The following is a 19,138-nucleotide window of genomic DNA, read 5'->3' on the forward strand; positions in this document are numbered from 1 at the left end:
CCTCTCGCGTGTATGACCGACTACTTCGAGGTTCACGACCGGGACGGCCCGGCCCGGCTCGGTGAACTCAGACTCACCGACCCGGTTCGGACGCCCACGCTCGTGGACGAGGTGCTCCACGACGCCGGGAGCCTCTGGCGCGAGGAGCAGCCGACGCCCGAGGGCGACGAGAGCGAACTGACTGTCCTCCCCCACCGCGCGTTCCCGGCGGGGACGGACGAGGGCGTGAAAGAGGCGTTTCAGGTCGCCTACGACGATGTAGACTTCCCGAGCGCGGCGGTCGTCTCACCGGAAACGGCCCGCGACTTCGGAGCCGACGCCTACGTGCTCTCGGGTGGCCCGGGCCTTTCGGGCTACGCCGAGGGGTTCGTCGACGCGCTGCTCGAGACGAAGACGCAGATTCCGGCCGACACCGGGCTGTACGTCTCGGGCGTCGCAACCCCTGCAAACGTCGCCACGCTCGCGTACGCGGGCGTCGACCTCTTCGACAGCGACTACGCCTACACCCGCGGTACGGAGGGATTTTATCTCCACACCGACGGCGAGTCGTTCCTCGAGGACCTCGATGAACTCCCGTGTGCCTGTCCGGCCTGCCAACAGCCGCGCGGCGAGTTCGACCACCGCGACTGCGCCGAGCACAACGTGTACGCCCTGCGCGCTGAACTGTCCCGCGTCCGTCAGCGCATCCGCCGGGGGCGACTCCGCGACTACATCGAGGGGCAGGCGCGCCACGAAGCGTGGACGACGGCCCTCTTTCGGCGACTCGACGGGGAGTACGCCTATCTGGAAGAGCGAACCCCGCTCTTGCGCAGACAGGACATCCTCGCGGCCAGCGAAGACACCCTGAACCGCGTCGAAATCCAGCGGTACGCCGACCGCGTCACCTCTCGATACGTCCCCCGACTCGACGACCGGCCGCTCGTCATCGTCCCGTGTTCGGCCCGGAAACCCTACAGCGACTCACAGAGCCACGAGCAGTTCGCCCGCGCCATCTCGTATCGGGGCCACGTCGTCTCGATGACCTCGCCAATCGGCGTCGTGCCGAACGAACTCGAACTCACCTACCCCGCCCAACACTACGACTCGGTCGTCACCGGGGACTGGACCGAAGGCGAGTACGCATTCGTCGCGGCCGTCCTCGAACGGTACCTCGAGCGGAACCGCGACGCCTACACCGACCTCATCGCGCACGTGCCTGAGGAGTACCGACCCATCTGCGAGCGCGTCGAGGCGTCGCTCGGCGTCTCCTTCGAGTACACCGTCACCGACCACCCGACGACCGACGAATCGCTGGCCGCGCTTTCGGACGCGCTCGACGGCTACGACAGCTTCCGGATGCAGGAACGAGAACACGCGACCGTCCGCGCAATCGCCGACTACCTCATCGGCCACGGGGCCGGCGACGAACTGTTCAACGACATCGAGACGGGCGGTCGCTACCCGAAACTCCGGGTCCACAAGGAGGGCGAGCAGCTGGCGACTCTCGTCGCGCAGTACGGTACCCTCTCGTTTACCCTCGCCGGCGCACGCGAGTGGGTCGCGTCGGACGTACCGACGAAGACGGTCGAAATCGACGCGTTCGTCCCGCAGGGGAGCGTGCTTGCGCCGGGCATCGTGGACGCGCGCGACGAGATTCGCGTCGGCGACGAGGTCGTTATCGAGGGACCGAAGGCCTTCGCCGTCGGCCGCGCCGAGATGTCCGGCCCGGAGATGACGGATTCGACGCGCGGGCTGGCCGTCGAGGTTCGTCACTGCGAGGAGCGATAACCCCACATCCACAAGCCGACTGATTACGAAGAAGCAAGGAGAAAGCCTCGCGCTTGAGCGCGGGGATGAATCCGACAGTCTTGTACATCAACCACGACCACCGGCCCGGTCGGATATTTTAAGTAATTTATATTCGTACTACCAGGTAGCCGAGGCGGCCTGCCGCCCTGCTAATCGGACAATATCGGGATTCCCCAATTCCACACAGAAAGCACCCCTTTTTGCTGTGGAACTCGGGGTGCAGTCAGTAAGAAGTACCTCCGAATCCCACGACGGGATAGGAGTAACGGCTGGTTGGCACAGCCAGTAGCCGCCATCATGGCGACTACAAACCGTAAATATCCCAACCCAGCGGTACAGTGCCGTGGGAATCCTCGCGCTTCAGCGCGGGGAGGATGTCAATCACCACCCTACAGACGTTCCTCGGCGACGACCTCCACGCCTTCGCGGCCTATGATGGGGAAGAAATCGGCAACTACTACGTTCACGACGACCTCGAAGAACTCCTCTCTGAGGAGGACATCGATGCAATCCAACAGAACACGATTTTCGAGTCAATCGGCTCGCGGGGGCTCGAATCAATCTACCCCGAGGCCGGCACGCTGCGTGCCACTATCCACGAGTTCGAGGAGATGATCGTCATCAACGTGCTCGTCGCCGACACCGAGGGCGTCCTCCTGAGCGTCGACGCCGACACCGACGTTCAGGTCCGTGCTATCGTCGACCGCTGTCGTACCCACTTCACCGAGTAGCGTGTAGGTGACAGGCCGCGACCCGTCCATCGTCGTCGGCCGTCGGCTCCGGATTCTCGCGTTCACACACCGTGGTGAACGTCTCGGCCAGCCGGTCGGCGGCCGACGCCGCGTGCCCGTCGAGCAGTTCCTCGAGCGCCGCGTCGAGTTCCGCTTCCGCCTCGTCGTCGGTCAGGGTCGCGGGCACGTCGTACGCGTCCCGCACCGCCGGCTTCCCGTCGAACGCCTCGGGGTCGACAGAACCCTCTTCAACGGCGAGCCGGAGGTCGAGCACCGACCGGAACACGCCCTCTTCGAACTCGTACCCCTCGGTCGAGACGACCGCCGGACACCGCGGGTGGAACGAACAGCCGGACGGCGGGTCAGCGGGGTCGGGCACGTCGCCGGTGAGGTCGGCGCGCTCGCTTGCTGCCGTCGGGTCGGGGTCGGGAATCGACCCGAGCAGCGCCTTCGTGTACGGGTGCTGTGGGTTCTCGAACAGCTCTTCGACGGGCGCGTTCTCCACCACCTCGCCCAGATACATGACGACGACGCGGTCACACACCTCGCGCACGACGCCGAGGTCGTGGCTGATGAAAAGCACGGAGAGCCCCAACCCCGCCGAGAGCTCCCCTAGCAGCTGGAGGATGTCCGCCTGCACGCTCACGTCGAGGGCCGACACCGGCTCGTCGGCCACCAGCAGGTCCGGATTCAACACGAGCGCCCGCGCCAACGCGATGCGCTGTTTCTGCCCGCCGGAAAAGGAGTCGGGGTAGCGGTCGAGCGCGCCCGCGCCGAGCCCGACGCCCTCCAGCAGTTCGGCGACGATGTTGCGCCGCCGGCTCGCGTCGTCGATGCCGTGGATTTCCAGCGGCTCGGCAACCGACTCGGCGACCGTCATCCGGGGGTCGAAAGCGGTGTTCGGGTCCTGGAAGACGACGCCCGTCCGCCGACGGAACCGCTCGCGCGCCTCGCTGTCGTGGTCGGCTACCGGCTCGCCGTCGAACCGGACGGTGCCGCCGGTCGGCTCGTCCAGTCGGAGAATCGCCTCGGCGGCCGTCGACTTCCCACAGCCGGATTCGCCCACGAGTCCGACCGTCTCGCCTTCCCCGACCTCGAAGCTGATGCCGTCGACCGCCTTCACTTGGCCCGTCGTTCGCCGGAGCAAGCCCTCCCGAATCGGGTAGTACTTCTCGAGGTTCTCGACCGCGAGCAGCGGGTCGTCACTCATCCGTCTCACCCAACGTCGCTGGCAGTTCGTAGGGGTCCTCGTGGAGGATGCAGGCGGCCTCGTGGTCGCCGTCGACGGTCGCGAACGGCGGGGAGTCACCCCGCTCGCAGGCCGGCACGGCGTGTGGACACCGCGGGTGGAACCGACAGCCCGTCGGCGGTGCCTTCGGGTCGGGAAGCGACCCGTCGATGGTCGCCGACGCGCCACGGCCGGGGAGACAGTCGAGCAACGCCTTCGTGTACGGGTGTGAGGGGCGTGTGAACACCTGCTCGACACTCCCCCTTTCCATCACCTGCCCGGCGTACAGCACGACGACGCGGTCTGCAATCTCGGCGACGACCCCGAGGTCGTGAGTGACGAACAAGATCCCCATCCCGCGTTCGGCCTGCAGGTCCACGAGCAGGTCGAGCACCTGCGCTTGGATGGTCACGTCGAGGGCCGTCGTCGGCTCGTCGGCGATGAGTAAGTCGGGATCACACGCCAGCGCGATCGCGATGACGACCCGCTGGGTCATCCCGCCGGAGAACTGGTGTGGGTAGTCGTGGAACCGCTCGTCGGCGTTGCCGATGCCGACGCGGTCCAGCAGGTCGATTGCCCGGGACTTCGCTTCGGCCTTCGAGTCGTCGCGGTGGAGCCGAATCGCCTCTACCACCTGACTGCCGACGGTGTAAACGGGGTCGAGTGCGTCCTGTGGGTTCTGGAAGATGTGGCCGACGCGACCGCCGCGGTACTCCCGGAGCGCGCGCTCGGACTTGCTCGTTAGCTCCTCGCCGTCGAAGGTGACTGTCCCGTCGATGCTCCCCGGCGGGGTCGGGAGCAGTTGGGTGACCGACTCGCAGGCGACGGTCTTGCCGGAGCCGGACTCGCCAACTAAACAGACCGTCTCGCCCCGCTCGATGGTGAAGTCGATGCCGCTGACCGCGTGGACGGTGCCGGTCTCGGCGTCGAAGGTGACCGACAGGTCCTCGACCGAGAGTAGCGTCACCGGCTCACCCCCTTCGGGTCGAGCACGTCACGCAGTTCGTCGCCGAGCAGACTGTACGCGAGGACGAACACGACCGTGAACAGGATTGGAATCGCGGTCAGCCACCAGAGGTCGGTCCACGCGAGCGCGCCCGACGGGTCGGTGAACGACGAGCGGAGCGTCTCGCCGAGCGAGCCGCCGCCGGTCGCGGAGTTTAACGCGAGATACGCCAGCGCGATTTGGATGAGCACGAGTAGGGGAATTCGACGGGTGAGCGCCGTCACCAGCGTCGGCATCGCGTTCGGGACGACGTGGCGACGGAGCACGTGGCGGTCGGTCGCGCCGACGGCCTTCGCCGCGCGGATGTAGCCGGCCGACCGGCGCGTCAGCACGTCACTCCGGACGACACGCGCGATTCCCCCCCAGTCGAGCAGCCCGAAGACGAGCGCGAGCGAGAACAGCTTCCCGTCCTCGACGCCGCCGATGTTTCCTAAAAACAGGGTCGCGACGACGAGATAGATGACGAGTGCCGGAATCGTCTGCTGGATGTCGACGTAGCTCATCAGGACCGTGTCCGTGAGGCCGCCGGCGTAGCCCGCGACCGTGCCGACCACCATCGCGACGACGCCCATCACGATGGCCGTTGAGACGGCGAGCTTCACGGCGACGATGTTCCCCTCGAACAGCCGCTGAACGACGCTCCCGCCGTAGCGGTTGGTCCCCAGGGGGTACTGCCACGTTCCGTGACAGTAGCCGTTCGCGAGTTCGCCGACGCAGTTGTAGGCGTACACGTCCTCGACGCGGAGCCGCGTGAACACCGGGGGCTGGTGAGCGTGTGCGAGTTTGGCGTAGTCCCAGCTGATGAACTCGGGCCCCACGAGCGCGAACAGCAGCGACAGGACGACGAAGCCGGCAGACAGCGCGCCGACGGGCCGAGAGAACAGCCGCTTGAGTGCGGGGAGGGTCCGGTCGCGGTCGCGGACCATCGGGTACAGTCCGTATCGGAGTCCCAACAGCCCGGCCAGCAGTAACAGCCACGCGATACGCGGCGGTTCCCAGCCGATGAAGCCGAAGGGGGTACCGCCGACACGGAGCTTGTGGACGGCGGCCGCGGCGAGTCCGACGAGTCCGGCGAGCAGGCCGACGGTCGGCCAGTGAACGCTGTGACCGCCGGCTTCTTCGTCCCAGTCGATGTTCGCGAACGCGGCGTCGTCCAGCCGTTTGGAGGGCATCTGAACGAACGTTCTGTACCGGCACGCCCGGATAAAGACACCGAATCCCCGACAGTTATACTCGCTGGTAGCTTCCAGTGGCGTGTCCCCCATGAGCTATCTCCGCTATCTCGCCCGTCGGTTCGGGTTCGCGGTGTTTTCCCTCTACGCCGTGGTGTCACTGGCCTTCCTGCTGGGCTCGGCGATGATACAGAAGAACCTCTCTGGCATCCTCGCGTCGGCCAGATACAACGGCGCGAGCCCCGAACGGATTGCCGAAATCCGCGCGGCGTTCCGGGCCGAACGCGGGCTGGACGTGCCCCTCCACGAACGCTACGTCTCGTGGCTCGTCGACGTGACGACACTCCAGTGGGGCCAGTCGGTCTCCTACGACGCGAGCGTCATCGCCGTGCTCGACGGCCGGGTCCAGACCACCCTCGCGTACGTCCTGCCCGGCGTGGCCGTCGGCGTCCTCGCCGGCGTCCTGCTCGGCGTCCTCGCTGCGCTCACCCACGACCGGCTTCCCGACTGGCTCTCGCGGTTCGGCGCGTACGTCGCCTTCGGCGTGCCGTCGTTCGCGGTCGCCCTCGTCGCGATTCGCATCTACCCCGGTCTGCTCACGCCACAGTACATCGCGGTCGGGGCCGTCGCGCTGTCTGTCGTCGCCGGACAGCTCCGCTTTGCCCGCACCGCCGCGCTCGAACGCAGCGGCGAGCCGTTCGTCACCTTCCTCAAAGCGAAAGGGACCGGCGGGGTGCGACTGGCGCGCCACGTGTTGCGCAACGCCGCGCTCCCCATCATCTCGCTGTCGGTCACCGAACTCGTCGGCGTCCTCGTGTTACAGATTTACGTCCTCGAGCTGGTGCTCGGCATCGACGGAATCGCGCAGGTGAGTCTGACGGCGATTCGTGAATCCGACGTGGCGCTCGTCATCTGGACGACGATGGTCGTCGTGGTCGTCGGCATCACCGGCAACTTCCTGAAGGACGCACTCTACGGTCTCCTCGACCCCCGCGTCACCACTCAGTAGTCGGGAGCCGCGGACGACCGTCGTCCGGACTGCTCACAACAGGTCCGGAAGCGCTGCCACCTGCCCCGGGTCGTGGCCGTAGACGACGAGTGCACCCCGCCGTGCTTCGATATCTCGCACCCGCCGACAGCTCGCCTCCCAGTCGGGCCGCGAGTGGAGCAAGTCACGCCCCATCGGATGGCCGTCCTCGTAGTTGGCCGCCGAGTACGCCAAGTCCCCCGCAATGATTAGGTCGCGCCCGTCGGCCGCACCACCCTCCACGACCAGGCCGACGAGTCCGGGCGTGTGGCCCGGGAGGTGCACCCAGTCGACGCCGTCGGCGAGGTAGCCGCCGTCGCCGTACAGCGGCTCCCACGCGAGGTCGTGGTCGAAGTCGCCGCGCACGTACGCGGACGTGTCGCTGGTCACTGCCTCGAAGTAGGCGTGTTTCAGCTCCGCGTCGTGGACGTAGACGGGCACGTCCGTGCCGGCGAAGTTGTGGAGCCCGCCCGCGTGGTCGAGATGCAGGTGCGACTGGACGACGGCGTCGATATCCGCGAGCTCGAAGCCAGCCTCGGCGAGCGCGTCGGGCAGGGGGTGTTCGTCCGCGTCGTGGTGTGTGAACTCGTCGTAGAGCGCGGGCGGCCAGTGGCCGTCGCCCGCCTCGGGGTGTGAGCCGGTGTCCCACAGCAGGGTCTGCTCGTCGGTTTCGATGACGAGGTTGAACACGGGACCGTCGGCGCGGACGGCGTCGGGGTTCGGGTTCGAGGCCGTCGCCGTCACCGCGCCCTCGAGCGGATAGTTCACGTCGATCTCCATCGTGCCGCGGTCGATGAGGTGGACTGTCGGAGCCATACCGTTCCGGCGGGGGGCGCGAGCAAAAGTGTCGGGGCGGTAGCGTTTTCTCTCCGCCCTCCTCCCACGCCGTATGGACACCGGCGACGGCCCGACGTATCGACTCGCGTGGGCGGTGTATCTGACTGTCCTCGTCGGAGCGGTCGCACTCGCCACGTTCCTCACGCGAAATCCAACTGGCGACGCGGTCGCGATGGCAGTTATCTTCGGCGGTTCCGGGCTGCTCGCGCTCGCCGGCACCGCGCTCGGACTCCGTGGCGTTGCGCGCCCGCTGACCCCGCGTCCGCTGTACGCGGGCCGGATTCGACTGCTGCCGATGGCAGTCGGCGTCGTGCTCGCGAGTCTCGGACTGTTGCTCACCGAAATCGGACCCATTCCGCCGGCGTCACTCCTCGCGCTCTTGTTCGGTGGATTACTGCTCGCGGCCGCGGGTGGCGTCGTCGCGCTGTTGGCGACGAACGCCGAGGCGCGCGCCCGACTTGACGGCGTTGAGCCGACCGAGTGGCGTGCACGCCCCGACCGCCGGCGACGGCGGGCGTGGTACGGTGTGACCGTCGCGATGGCCGTCGCGCTAGTCGCGCTCGCCGCGGTAACGGGGGACTTCTTCCACATCTCGCTGCTCGGCTATCCCGTCGTCGCGTGGGCCCAAGCCGAGAACGAACGCGACTACTGGCTCACCGACGAGGGACTCGTCTTCGGGAACACGACCGCCTACCGCATCCTCGACCGGAGTGAGATTACGCGCGTGCGCCACACGGGCGACAGTCTCCGCATCGAGCGTCGTGGCTGGCGACCGGCGCTCACCTGCGATACGGGGGGCATCGACGACCCCGAGGGTATCGCGGACGCGCTACGGTAGGAACGCCCGCACATCCTCGCGGAATCGGTCCGGTTCGTCGGCGTGGACCCAGTGGCTCGCGCCCTCGTAGCGCTCGACGGTCGGGTCGTCGATGCCGCGCGCGAGGCGGTCGAGCACCGACGGTCGCAGAGCAACGTCGTCGGTGCCCCACAGCAGCTTCGTCGGGACGACGACGCGGGCCGGAGAGCCGAGAGGATGTTTGAGCGTCTGGCGACCGAGCGCGCGGTAGTAGTTGACGCTCGCCGTGAGTCTCCCTTTGCGCCGCCACGCGCCGAGATACCGCTCGATGTCCGTCTCGTCGTGGCCGGAGAGGTCACGGAACAGGTCACACAGTGCGCGGTAGTCGCGCGCGCCGAGGACGCGCTCGGGGAGCCACGGCAGTTGGAAGAACCCGGAGTACCACGATCGGAGGAGCTGCCGACCGCGAAGCTGTGCGGCGAGCCGTTCGGGGTCGAGCGTGTTCGCGACGACCAATCTGTCGACGTGTGCGGGGTGGTGGCGGGCAAACGAGAGCGCGAGCGAGCCACCCCAGTCGTGACCGACGACGCTCGCCGTCCCGTAGCCGAGCTGCTGGATGAGTTCGTACACGTCGGTCCGGAGGCGGTCGAGTCGGTACGAGGAAACGCCGCGCGGGCGCGCCGACCGATTGTACCCCCGGAGGTCGGGCGCGACGACGCGGTACTCCGCGGCGAGCGGGGCGATGTGGTCGCGCCACGTGTACCAGAAGTCGGGGAAGCCGTGGAGCAAGAGCACGAGCGGCGCGGTTTCAGGACCCGCGGCGACGTAGTGGATGGGACCGACCGAACAGTCCGCGAAGTCCACCTCGAATCCTTCATCGGCGGCCCACTGCTCTGCTGGACCGGGGTCCGGCCGTGTCATCGGTCGCTCGCCTCGATATCGTACGGGTCCTCGATTTCCCCCATCACAGTTTCGAGTGCGTCCGTCGCCGTAAGTAGCCCCACCACCTCGCCGTCGCCCATCACGAGCGCGAGCTCCTGGTGTTGAGTCTGGAACTGGTCGTATGCGTCAGTGACGGAGGTGTCGGGCGAGAAGACGAGCGGCTCTGTCGCGATGGCCGTGAAGTCGGTCTCGCCCGACTCGAGGGCGTCGAGGTGGTCCACGACCGAAGGCACGTAGACGACGCCTTCGAACGCTTCGAGGTCGCCGTCGACGAGCGGGTAGCGGGTGAATCGGCCCGTCGAGAGCGTGTCGAGGTTCCGGTTGCGCTCGCCGACGCAGAGCGCGACGATGTCCTCCCGGGGCACCATCACCGAAGAGACGGGCGTCTCGCCGGCGGTAAGCGCGCTCAACACCTCGGCTCTGCGCTCCTGCGAGAGGTCGCCCTCGTCGAGGGTGGTGGAGAGCCGGTTCCGGAGGTCGGCGCGCGACTCGATTGCGTCTTCTTCGGTCTCGCGCCACGCGCCCGTCATCTCGATGCCGAACAGTCCGAGGGTCCACTTCGCGACCGTGTCGCCGACCGCGATGAACGGGCTGACCAGTTTCGTGAAGTAGTACAGCGGGGTCGCGCCGTAGCGACAGACGAACTTCGTGCGCTCGACGCCCAGATACGTCGGGGTCTGCTCGCCGTGCGTGAGGTGGACGAGGTTGATGACCAGGAAGGCGAAGGCGGTTCCCAGCCCGTAGGTGGCGAGTGTCGTCCCCTGAATTGCCGGCTCGACGAGCGCGGCGACGGCCGGCTCTGCGACGATACCGAGCGCGATACTCGTGGCCGTAATGCCGACCTGACAGCTCGTCAGGTAGATTTCGAGGTCGTCGGTCATCTCCCACGCGCGCCGAAGCCCCGGCTTGTCGAACTCGGCTTTCGAGTACTGGCGGGTCCGGGTCAGCCCGAACTCGATGGCGACGAAGAAACCGTTTCCGAGAATCAGGGTGATACCGCCCAGTAGTCGCAACCCTGTTTCGAGCGAGACCATTTGTGTCACCTACATCCGGGGGTGGACTAAAGCCGGGCGATGGCCCCCCGAAAACAAACAGATGCGGTGGCGTGGTCCGAGCGCGCCTCGTGCGCGCGAGTCAGCGCGAGGTCGTCGCGAGGGCACCGAGCGACGGCTTGTCAGCGCGTGCTCTGACAGTGGATGAGCGACTGAAAGGAGCGAATCGGCTGGGGAGGCGTGTGGGCGGTTTGGGTGGGACTGAAAGGGGTCCTGAAGTCTGCCATGGCAGACTTCAGGGTCAGCAAGACGCGCAGCGTCTTGCAGAGACGGGCGTGTCGCGCGTGTTCGGTCGGCTCCGTGACCACTATCGGGAGCGAACGCAGTGAGCGACCGATATGTCACGGGGAGACCGCGACACGCCCGGGGATTTCAAGCTGGTCACAACAAGAGAGCCAAATTCAGACAAGTAGGCTTGTTACCCCTCCCGCCGACGACCGGATATGAACAAGAAGGGCCACGTCCTGAACGGCATCCTCCTCGCCATCGGGCTCGGCTACATCCTCGAACCCGCGGGCGACGTGGAGACGTTCCGGACCATCGCCGCGACGCTCGTTCCGGTGACGCTGGGTGCACTCCTCCCCGACGTGGACACCGCGTTCGGGAAACACCGGAAGACGCTGCACAACATCCCGCTGCTCCTCGTGGTCGCGGCGTATCCAATCTACTTCGGAAACCTCCAGTACGTCTGGATTGGTGTCGTTACCCACTACGTCCTCGACATCGTGGGGTCGCGCCGGGGCATCGCGCTCTTTTACCCGCTGTCGAGCACGGAGTACGGCTTCCCGACCGGCGTGACGACCTCCTCGAAGTACGCCGACGCGGCGACGGTCGTCGTGACGATTATCGAACTCGCGATTATCGCCGTCTTCGTCCACGTCGTGCCGGGAGTCCTCGACACGGCAATCGAGTCGCTGCCGTACACCGTCGAGAACGCGACGAACGTGCTTCAGTAGACGCTCACGTCGTCGAACCGGCCGCCGTAGGCGACGTTCTTCGGGTGGGTCGGCTCCGTCCCCGACAAGAATAGGCGGTCGATTTTCTTCCACGTGTTCTCGTAGCCGAGGTGGGCGTATTCGAGGTGGCGACGGAGCGCGTGACCGTAGCCGTCGCGGTGGAAGACGCGGCGCGGCTCCTCGTTGCGGAACGCTTCGACGACCGATTCGGGGCCGTCGAGACCTCCTTCGAACTCCGTCCACACCTCGCCCACGGTGCCGTGGAGGTGGGCGTACGAGGAGCCGAAGCCGGGAAGCTCGGTCTCGCGAGCAATGTGCTGGGCGCGCTCGTTCTGGTACTCCCGGTGTTTGGGGTTGTACACCTCGGCCGCGTGGAGGGTGTCGCGGTACTGGCGAATCTCCTCGGGACCGAGACTGACGGTCGCAAACTCCGGGTGGGGGACGAGCCCGACGCCGTCCTGTCGGTCGAGTTCGGCCATCGCACCCTCGAGGGTTATGAAGTCGGGCACCGGGTCCGAAAGCCCGAGCATGAGGACGTGTTTGCGCGTGCGCCAGTTGCCGGTGAACACCTCGCGACCGGGAACAACGGCGAGGTCATCGTCGGCAAAGCGGCGAGCGCGGGCGCGAATCTCGTCGAGGCGGACGAAGTGGGGGGCGTAGACGATGGCGTCCAGTCCGCGCTGTTTCGCCCGGCGAACGACGTGTTCGTCGAGAATCTTCACGTGGGGGTCGACCCGGAACACATCCGATACTGTGGCGAGGACGGCTTAGCGGTTTCCGTCGGCGACGCATCCCGAACGTATATACCCGATGCGTGGACACGTTGTGGTATGTGGTCGTGTGCAATCGCCGGCTGTGACACGGAAACCGAGCGCGTCGAGGACCTCATCGTCCACCAGGCGAGAGACCACGAGCGCGTCCAGTGTCCGGTGTGTGCTACGGTGCTCCCGGACGGCTACTTCGCGATCAAACACACCTTCGAGGAACACACCCGGACGGACTTCATGCGAGCCTACGACGCCGAGCCGAAGGACATCCGTCAACGCGAGTCCGTCATCGAGGCCGTCGAATCTCGCGCCGACATGGACGAGGTGTTGTCGCGACTCGACACCGACAGCCCACCGGCAGAGTCACACACCTGATTTTCACCGTCACACGTCAAGTCGAGTCCCCGCCGCGACAGCCGCGAGCCCGCCGAGACACAACAGTCCCAATCCGGTCGCGTAGGTACCCGTCGCGTCGTAGAGCGCGCCGATGACGACCGGACCGCCGAAACCCCCGACCTCGCCGCCGGCGAAGACGAACCCGACCGCCACCCCCGTCAGCCGCGGCCCGATGCCGTCGAGTTCGGGTGGAATCGCCCGCACCAACGGCGAGAGTCCACCGACGCCGAGTCCCGTACAGACGATACCGGCGAGCAGCGCCACGCCCACGCCGGTCCGTGCGATGGTCGCCACGCCGACCGCCACGGCAGCGCCACAACAGACAACAGCTACCCGGCGCGCGTCGTAGCGGTCCGCGAGCACCGGTATCGTCAGGATGCCGGCGGCGTTCGCGACGACGAGCAGCGTGGCGGTCTGGCCGGCCGTCCCGCTCGCCATCCCGCGGGACTCGAGTATCGTCGGCAGCCACCCCTGTAGCCCGTGGAGCACGGAGAGATAGACGACGCCGAGCACGACGACGAGCTGGAGCGCCGGATTCGAGAGAATCGCCCGGAGGTCGGCGGTGAGCGACGCTAGCTCGAAACCGCTGTCCGTCTCGGCTTCGGGAACGGCCGTCCGCGCGACGAGCACCCACACGAAGGCGTATCCGAGCGCGACGGCCCCGCTCGCGAGGAACAGCGGTCGCCACCCACCGAGTGCGGGCCCGAGTATCGGTCGCCCGACGGAGAACGCGCCCGCGGTCCCGGCCGAGGCGCACAGCAGATACAGCGACGAGGCCGCGCCCGTCTCGCCGGCCGGGAACAGCGTCGAAACGAGCTTCGGGAGGCCGAAGGTGATGGCCGTCGCCCCGACACCGAGCAGAAGCGTCGCGGCCAACAGCGACGGGAACCCGCCCGCCACGCTCCGGGCCATCTGTGCGACGGCGACGATAGCCAGCCCGACGGAGAGACTCCGCCCCGCGCCGACTCTGTCCACGACCAGCCCGGAGACGAGTGCGAGGGGAATGTAGACGAGCGGGACCGCGCCGGCGACCAGCCCGGCCTGCGTTCCGGTCAGCGCGAGCTCCTGTCGAATCGTCGGAAGATACGCCGGGAGCGTGAACCAACAGAACATCAGCGACGTGTACGTCAGGGCAGCGAGCAGCGTCAGCCCGTACGCGCGGCGAGTGGTCACGGTCGGTGGTCGCCCGCCGGCGATATGAACGTCGTGGTCGCCCGAATTTCAGCCCGATTCGTTCTTCCGTCGTGCGGTGGTGTGCGGCTTGGTGCGTGTCGTGCGCGCCACGTATCGTACGAGAGACGAACGCGAACGGAGTGAGCGGTGGCATCGGCTGGGGAGGCTCCTGGGCGGTGCTGCCGGTGTCGGGCGGGATGTTTGAGGTGATTGAAATACCCGTTCGATAAACGTGCGAACCAACCGCCGAGGATTATATCCGTCTGGATATTCTACTGCTGTATATGGCAGATGATAGACAGGGCCGAGAGGAGCACGCGGATCGTGAAGAGAATCGCCAGCGTGAGCGAGAATTAGAGGAGGCTAAAGCCCGAGGTGATGAAAAGAGACCGCTGTTTGATGACGAAAGCGTGCGTCTTGGTGAGCTTGATGAAGCGCTCAAGTCGCACGACTATCCAACCACGACAAATGAGTTGGTTGCGGCCTATGGTGAGTATGAACTTGAAACTCAGGACGATAAGAAACCCCTGGAGGACGTACTCTCTTCAACAGATGATCAAACCTATAATTCAGCTGAGGACGTTCGCAGACAGATACTGGAACTCATAGGCCGATAGCTTCGAGTTACCTGATTGGTTACCGACTGTCGACGTGGTCGGCTTACCTTTTGATTTCGGCTATGAACCGTGGCGAACACCGAGTCAACCGCCAGCTCTCCACGCACAATGCGTAGCCCAGCCAATTGTCAGTTAAAATGTCGGATTCATCTGGTGGCTAAAGCCACCAGTATTCTCCTTGATTCTGTATAATCTCTGACGATAAGTTTGCAGTGTGATGGACGCTATCCCGGCTACGAGAACGTCCGATAGGCTGAGCGAATGGCCGACGTTCGCTTTACTCACCCTTGTTGCCGACGCCCGCGTTCTCCCCGCTCTTCGCTTCGGTTTCCCCCCAGTTGAGGTCACGGGATCGGTCGGTCTCCCGGAGGATGAACGGCCCGATGGAGAGCGTGCGCTTCGTCACGGTGACGATGCGAAGAATGTAGGACAACAAGAACGCGAACGGCAGCAGGGAGACGGCAACGCCCGCGCTCACCACCACGACGAGCGGGCGCACGCCGAACACGGTCCCTGGGAACAGCGCCGGTTCGAGGTAGACGACGCCTGCGACCGCCGTGAGGAGTGCGGGTACGGACGCGTACAGCATCGTCCGGGAAAGGTCGATGAGCGCCCACTGGAAGTACAGCGTCTTGAAGTGCTCGCGCGCCGGTCCGAACAGCTCGAGCGCGTCGATGAGTTCGTCGAACGCCGCGCGGGCGTCCTCGGTGAGAACGTCCTCGTTCTCCGCGCGGATTCGGCGCGCCGCGTACAACTTCCACGAGTAGTTGTAGTTCAGCGCGGAGAATACCACGTCGAACTCCCCGAACTGGGCGTCCTTGAGGCCGTTCTCGACGGCGTCCGCGTTCCCCTTCACGTTCTCTGTGAACGCGGCCACTTGGTCGTTAAGGGCCTCGTCGTCAATATCCTGAATGGCGTCCGAGACGGCTTTGGCGCGTCGCTTCGTGAGTTTCACGAGCGACCGGAGGAACACCGAGGGCTGGGCGGGGCTGACGGGTTCCTCGATAACGTCCTCAACGTCCTTCCGGAACGCCATCGCGCCCTCCATGCGTTCGCGCTGATCTCCGACCGGCCCCAGTTCCTGAGAGAGTACAAGTTGACTGAGCGCGAGCACGAGCGTGACGCCCGTGATAATAGACGTCAGCAGCCCCTGAAACAGCGTCTCGATCGGGTCTCCCTGGCTGAACAGCGCCGGCGTCTCGGTCGGGTGGAGGTGCCCGATGATGGCGAGCGCGAGGAACACGCCCCCCGAGATCCCGGCAGCGACCAGCCACCGGTTCGCGTTCAATAGTAGCCAGAACTTCCGACTGTTCTCCGGCACGCGCTCCCGCATCGTGTCGCTCGGGCGACTTTTATCACTGTCGCTCATACCAGCCGTATTCCGTTCACGATGGAAAATCCTTGAGGGAACTATCGAAGAGATCTCACACTGTGCTTATGGAGTGACTGGCTGTCTCTGTCGAACTGGCTCCTCACTCTGGGTGTCCGCAGAGTTCAACAGCGTTCACCGAGCGATCTACGCCACGCTGGCGAGACGAAGAGACAGAACACAGCGAACGAGTCAGAGAACCTCTATCGCTCTTCGGAGTCGAGGACGCGAATCTGGTCGCCACGAACCGTCACCGGAATTGGGACGGTCGCCTCGTACAGCTCGACGGTGACCTGGTCTTTTCCCTCGTCGATGCGCTGGACCTGCGCCTTCTCGCCCTTGAACGGGCCGGCGACGAGTTCGACGATGTCGCTTTCTGCGATTCCCTCCACGTCCGGCTTCGGAGAGAGGAAGTGCTCGACCTCCGCGATGCCGGACTCGCCGGGGACGACGCCGCGGGAGTGGGGAATCTCGTCGAGGATGCGCTCGAAGACGGAACTGTCGTCGGCCTCGACCATGACGTAGGAAGTGAGCGAGTCGGGCGCGAGCGCGGCGTGAATCGACTCCTCTTCCTTGCTCATGATCATGTCCGCGACGGTCCGCTCCTGTGAGGCCGTGGTCTTGACGGCGAAAATCCCCATCAGAGACCAGCCCCCGGCACGAACGACATCAGGAGGAAGATGACGAACCCGAGCAGGCCGACGAGCGCGACGCCGGCACCGGCGATGAGTGCGACGCGGGAGAACTCTTCCCACGACGGGGTGCTCGCCAGCTTCAGCACCCGCACGTAGCTGTTCAGGTCGAAAGGTACGTCCATAGAGGTCGTTCCGCGGCTGGCTTTCTATACCTGTTGGTATCCGTCGTCACCCGAATCGAGACGAATACTTAGTTGATGAACTCCGTCTCGTCGTTGTCGGTGGTGCGCTCCGTCGACTCGCTCGGCGAGCGGTCACCCGCGTGGCGACCGCCCGCGCCAACGTCACGCTGGCTGGCCTGCTCGCGTTCGGCCTCGCTCTTGCCGTAGATCTGTGGCGACTCGACGCCGGTGACGACGATCATCGTCTCCATCTTCCCGTCGAACTCGTTGTTGACCGAGGCACCCCAGATGATGCGGGCGTCAGGGTCGATGCGGTCGTAGATCTCCTCGACGACGCCCTCCGCCTCGTCGATGGACATGTCCGGACCGCCGACGACGTTGACGAGCGCGGAGTTCGCGCCGTCGAACTCAACGTCGAGCAGTGGCGACCGGAGCGCCGACCGAATCGAGTCCTGCGCTTTGTTCTCGGAGTCGGACTCACCGAGCCCGATCATCGCGACGCCGCCGTTTTCCATGATGGTCTTCACGTCAGCGAAGTCCACGTTGACCAGCCCGGGCTTCGTGATCAGTTCGGTCATCCCCTTGACCGAGCGCATCAGCACGCGGTCACAGATTTTGAATGCGTCCTGTAGCGGGAGGTTCGGCGCGTAATCCAGCAGTCGGTCGTTCGGGATGACGATGACCGTATCCGAGACCGCACGCAGACGCTCCAGCCCGGCGTCGGCGTTCGCGCGTCGCCGTTCACCCTCTGCCGTGAACGGGACCGTCACGATGGAGATGGTGAGGGCGTCCTGTTCCTGTGCGGCCTGTGCGACGACCGGTGCGCTCCCGGTGCCGGTGCCGCCGCCGAGTCCGGCCGTGATGAACACCATATCCGAACCGTCGATGGACGCCTGGATGTCCTCGATGTTCTCTTGGGCTGCTTCCTCACCGATGCGGGGAACTGAGCCGGCACCGCGCCCGCCCGTGCGCTGGCGGCCCATCAGAATCTTCGTGTCCGCTTCGACCTCCGTGGCCAGATGCTGTGCGTCCGTGTTGGCGGCGACCAGCTTCGCGCCATGGATTCCCTCATGTGACATCCGGGTGACGGTGTTGCCGCCCGCGCCGCCACAGCCGACGACGGTAATCTTCGTCTCCAAGTCCTTGACGACGCTCGCGAGTTCGTCGTCCGTCATGGTCCCCGAAGCGCTCGGGGACTCGTCTGTCTCGACCGGTGTCGACTCCGTAGGTGGGGCCGACTCCTCGTCGGCCGTCTCCTCGGCTTCGTCGATGGCGTCGTCGATGATGGAATCCATTATGCTCCCGTTTGCGCCATGCAGGTATTGTATCTTTCCCTGTTTCGGCAACAGAGACCGGGATTTTGCCGTGAGGACGCAAGTCAGCCGAATCGCAGTGATAAATCAAATGACGCGATATAAAACTCGTTATCCCGCCTCACAGTGGCGACTTGCCGATGACGGTCGTGGGAGAAAAAGGAACTCCGATTATCGCCGAGTAGACCCTACAGCGCGGAGTAGCCGCCGTCGACCACCAGCTCGTGGCCCGTCACGAACGAGGCGTCGTCGCTGGCGAGGAAGGCGATTGCGCCGGCGATCTCTTCAGGCTCGCCGATGCGCTTGAGCGCGTACTGCGACTCAAGCGAGTCGCGGGCCGCCTCGGGATCTTCGTGGTCTTCCAGTCCACCCTGCACCATCGGGGTGTCGGTGAAGCCGGGGCAGACGGCGTTGGCCCTGACGCCGTAGCGTCCGAGTTCGCCCGCGATGGAGCGCGTAAACTTCGCGACGCCGCCTTTCGTGAACGCGTACGCGCTCGACCACGGCTGGCCGATGACGCCGGCCAGCGACGCCGTGTTGACGATATTGCCCGACCCCTGTTCCTTCAGATGCGGAATCGCGGCGCGACAGCCGTTCCAGACGCCCATCGCGTTCACGCCGAAGACGCGGTCGCGGTCCGTCAGCGACACCTCCTCCATCGGCCCGCTCGTGTGCGAGATGCCGGCGTTGTTCACCATCACGTCGAGCCCGTGGGCTTCGACGGTCGCGTCGACTGCGTCTTGGACCGCCTCGGCGTCGGTCACGTCGAGTTCGACCGACTCGGCCGTGCCGGCCACGTCCGACTCGGCAATCTGCTCGACCGTCTCTGCGGCCCCGTCGGCGTCGATGTCGGCTGCGACGACCGTCGCTCCCTCGCGGGCGAACCGCCGTGCACTCTCTCGCCCGATTCCGCTCCCGCCGCCGGTGACGAACACCGTCGTGTCATTGAATCGCATACCGTCTCGTGTGTGGGCTGGCATATAACTGATTGCTGTTTGGCGTGCCATCGGCTGACACGAGCGCGTTAGGGCTAAGTGTCCGGCTCAGAATATTCGACCATGAGCCGGCGCGCAATCGTGTTCGACCCGCTCGCGCCGCCCGCCAGCCGACTGGCCGGATAGCTGCAGCACTCGTCTCGTTTTCGGTTACCA

At 65.7% G+C, this 19,138-nt stretch carries 20 protein-coding genes; 7 read left to right on the forward strand and 13 right to left on the reverse strand.

Annotation, left to right across the window (positions count from 1 at the left end):
- The first annotated feature begins 12 nt into the window (after positions 1-12).
- Together arcS and DMP03_RS01300 are read left to right on the forward strand one after the other, a co-directional pair.
- Positions 13-1,767, forward strand: a complete 1,755-nt coding sequence (arcS, locus tag DMP03_RS01295; protein WP_152118931.1) for an archaeosine synthase subunit alpha — start codon at positions 13-15, stop codon at positions 1,765-1,767.
- Positions 1,768-2,162: 395 nt separating this feature from the next.
- Positions 2,163-2,519: a hypothetical protein gene (locus DMP03_RS01300; protein WP_152118932.1), complete on the forward strand. Its 357-nt coding sequence runs from the start codon at positions 2,163-2,165 to the stop codon at positions 2,517-2,519.
- Here the strand turns inward: DMP03_RS01300 and DMP03_RS01305 are convergent.
- From DMP03_RS01305 to DMP03_RS01315, 3 genes are read right to left on the reverse strand one after another with little or no spacing between them, the layout of a single operon-like run.
- On the reverse strand, positions 2,509-3,729 hold the full coding sequence (locus DMP03_RS01305; RefSeq protein ID WP_152118933.1) for an ABC transporter ATP-binding protein: 1,221 nt from the start codon (positions 3,727-3,729) through the stop codon (positions 2,509-2,511). The two genes, DMP03_RS01300 and DMP03_RS01305, sit on opposite strands and share 11 nt — an antisense overlap.
- Positions 3,722-4,714, reverse strand: a complete 993-nt coding sequence (locus DMP03_RS01310) for an ABC transporter ATP-binding protein (protein ID WP_152118934.1) — start codon at positions 4,712-4,714, stop codon at positions 3,722-3,724. The genes DMP03_RS01305 and DMP03_RS01310 overlap by 8 nt, the downstream gene beginning before the upstream one ends.
- Positions 4,711-5,925, reverse strand: a complete 1,215-nt coding sequence (locus DMP03_RS01315) for an ABC transporter permease (protein WP_172967039.1) — start codon at positions 5,923-5,925, stop codon at positions 4,711-4,713. Before DMP03_RS01315 ends, DMP03_RS01310 begins: the two co-directional genes overlap by 4 nt.
- Before the next feature lie 91 nt (positions 5,926-6,016).
- Here DMP03_RS01315 and DMP03_RS01320 point away from each other — a divergent pair, with 91 nt between their 5' ends.
- Positions 6,017-6,934 carry an ABC transporter permease gene (locus DMP03_RS01320; protein WP_152118936.1) on the forward strand — a complete coding sequence of 306 codons (918 nt, stop codon included), beginning with the start codon at positions 6,017-6,019 and terminating at the stop codon, positions 6,932-6,934.
- Positions 6,935-6,967: 33 nt separating this feature from the next.
- Here DMP03_RS01320 and DMP03_RS01325 read toward each other — a convergent pair whose 3' ends face one another.
- Positions 6,968-7,768, reverse strand: coding sequence for an N-acyl homoserine lactonase family protein (locus DMP03_RS01325; RefSeq protein WP_152118937.1), 801 nt, complete (start codon positions 7,766-7,768; stop codon positions 6,968-6,970).
- Between the two features lie 73 nt (positions 7,769-7,841).
- Here DMP03_RS01325 and DMP03_RS01330 point away from each other — a divergent pair, with 73 nt between their 5' ends.
- Positions 7,842-8,627 (forward strand): hypothetical protein, encoded by a 786-nt coding sequence (locus DMP03_RS01330; RefSeq protein ID WP_152118938.1) that lies wholly within the window; start codon positions 7,842-7,844, stop codon positions 8,625-8,627.
- On the opposite strand, the gene DMP03_RS01335 is transcribed toward DMP03_RS01330, so the two are convergent.
- Positions 8,619-9,506 (reverse strand): alpha/beta fold hydrolase, encoded by an 888-nt coding sequence (locus DMP03_RS01335; RefSeq protein WP_152118939.1) that lies wholly within the window; start codon positions 9,504-9,506, stop codon positions 8,619-8,621. The genes DMP03_RS01330 and DMP03_RS01335 overlap by 9 nt on opposite strands.
- Positions 9,503-10,561 carry a CNNM domain-containing protein gene (locus tag DMP03_RS01340; RefSeq protein WP_152118940.1) on the reverse strand — a complete coding sequence of 353 codons (1,059 nt, stop codon included), beginning with the start codon at positions 10,559-10,561 and terminating at the stop codon, positions 9,503-9,505. Before DMP03_RS01340 ends, DMP03_RS01335 begins: the two co-directional genes overlap by 4 nt.
- Before the next feature lie 461 nt (positions 10,562-11,022).
- Between DMP03_RS01340 and DMP03_RS01345 the strand changes: the two genes are divergently transcribed.
- Positions 11,023-11,535 carry a metal-dependent hydrolase gene (locus tag DMP03_RS01345; RefSeq protein ID WP_152118941.1) on the forward strand — a complete coding sequence of 171 codons (513 nt, stop codon included), beginning with the start codon at positions 11,023-11,025 and terminating at the stop codon, positions 11,533-11,535.
- On the opposite strand, the gene DMP03_RS01350 is transcribed toward DMP03_RS01345, so the two are convergent.
- On the reverse strand, positions 11,529-12,278 hold the full coding sequence (locus tag DMP03_RS01350; RefSeq protein ID WP_152118942.1) for a PHP-associated domain-containing protein: 750 nt from the start codon (positions 12,276-12,278) through the stop codon (positions 11,529-11,531). The two genes, DMP03_RS01345 and DMP03_RS01350, sit on opposite strands and share 7 nt — an antisense overlap.
- A gap of 87 nt (positions 12,279-12,365) precedes the next feature.
- On the opposite strand from DMP03_RS01350, the gene DMP03_RS01355 reads away from it, so the two are divergent.
- The gene (locus tag DMP03_RS01355; protein ID WP_152118943.1) at positions 12,366-12,677 is read left to right on the forward strand and encodes a DUF7565 family protein; all 312 of its coding nucleotides are present in this window, start codon (positions 12,366-12,368) and stop codon (positions 12,675-12,677) included.
- Between the two features lie 9 nt (positions 12,678-12,686).
- Here the strand turns inward: DMP03_RS01355 and DMP03_RS01360 are convergent, their stop codons facing one another.
- Positions 12,687-13,871: an MFS transporter gene (locus DMP03_RS01360; RefSeq protein ID WP_235908442.1), complete on the reverse strand. Its 1,185-nt coding sequence runs from the start codon at positions 13,869-13,871 to the stop codon at positions 12,687-12,689.
- A gap of 284 nt (positions 13,872-14,155) precedes the next feature.
- On the opposite strand from DMP03_RS01360, the gene DMP03_RS01365 reads away from it, so the two are divergent.
- On the forward strand, positions 14,156-14,488 hold the full coding sequence (locus tag DMP03_RS01365; RefSeq protein ID WP_152118944.1) for a DUF5789 family protein: 333 nt from the start codon (positions 14,156-14,158) through the stop codon (positions 14,486-14,488).
- Positions 14,489-14,765: 277 nt separating this feature from the next.
- Here DMP03_RS01365 and DMP03_RS01370 read toward each other — a convergent pair whose 3' ends face one another.
- From DMP03_RS01370 to DMP03_RS01390, 5 genes are all read right to left on the reverse strand, one after another.
- The gene (locus DMP03_RS01370) at positions 14,766-15,857 is read right to left on the reverse strand and encodes a hypothetical protein (protein WP_152118945.1); all 1,092 of its coding nucleotides are present in this window, start codon (positions 15,855-15,857) and stop codon (positions 14,766-14,768) included.
- Between the two features lie 203 nt (positions 15,858-16,060).
- A complete protein-coding gene (locus DMP03_RS01375; protein WP_075937092.1) occupies positions 16,061-16,498 on the reverse strand; it encodes a transcription elongation factor Spt5 in 438 nt (145 codons plus the stop codon).
- Positions 16,498-16,674, reverse strand: coding sequence for a protein translocase SEC61 complex subunit gamma (locus tag DMP03_RS01380; RefSeq protein WP_075937091.1), 177 nt, complete (start codon positions 16,672-16,674; stop codon positions 16,498-16,500). Before DMP03_RS01380 ends, DMP03_RS01375 begins: the two co-directional genes overlap by 1 nt.
- A gap of 68 nt (positions 16,675-16,742) precedes the next feature.
- On the reverse strand, positions 16,743-17,969 hold the full coding sequence (gene ftsZ / locus DMP03_RS01385) for a cell division protein FtsZ (protein WP_152118946.1): 1,227 nt from the start codon (positions 17,967-17,969) through the stop codon (positions 16,743-16,745).
- A gap of 206 nt (positions 17,970-18,175) precedes the next feature.
- Entirely contained in the window at positions 18,176-18,943 is a 768-nt protein-coding gene (locus DMP03_RS01390) for an SDR family NAD(P)-dependent oxidoreductase (RefSeq protein WP_152118947.1), read from the reverse strand.
- Positions 18,944-19,138 lie beyond the last annotated feature (195 nt).

Source organism: Halosegnis rubeus, assembly GCF_009184545.1.
Classification (GTDB): domain Archaea; phylum Halobacteriota; class Halobacteria; order Halobacteriales; family Haloarculaceae; genus Halosegnis; species Halosegnis rubeus.